The organism is Massilia hydrophila (assembly GCF_020208145.1).
Lineage (GTDB): Bacteria > Pseudomonadota > Gammaproteobacteria > Burkholderiales > Burkholderiaceae_D > Telluria > Telluria hydrophila.
In genome coordinates this window covers 1-379 of record NZ_JAHYBX010000086.1, presented here as the reverse complement: position 1 = coordinate 379, position 379 = coordinate 1, and the positions used below count along the sequence as shown (strand labels likewise).

Here is a 379-nt window from a genome sequence, read left to right as displayed (position 1 = left end):
GTTCAACTGTACGCCGCCAACCAAATACGAAATCCTGCCGTAACCGGGTCACCATTACTCCATTTGGCATTTCGTAATTTGAAAGTATACGTCTTCCCACCGTTAGTCACGGTTGGCTGACTCTTGGCAATTGCCGGATGTAAATCTTTGCCAGAATACCGATACAAGCCGTCCATCGTGTCAATCAACGCTTGACCGCTAATTGCATCGGTATTCGTTGACGGATCCATCGTGGATATAATATCGCCTACCATGCGGGTGATGGAGGTACCTTTACTGCTTGCTGAATTAAAACCACAGGCTGCTAACATCCCGGCGAGCGCAATTATTGTGCCCGCAACCATTGTTTTTCTAAATTTCATCTTGATCCCTCCTAAAA

General features: G+C 46.4%; 1 protein-coding gene. It reads right to left on the bottom strand.

The genetic code is table 11. The annotated features are described in order from the left end of the window. Positions 1-2: 2 nt before the first annotated feature. Positions 3-379, bottom strand: a 377-nt coding sequence (locus LE190_RS21600; RefSeq protein WP_225240630.1) for an ABC transporter substrate-binding protein, incomplete at its 5' end; no start/stop codon positions are given.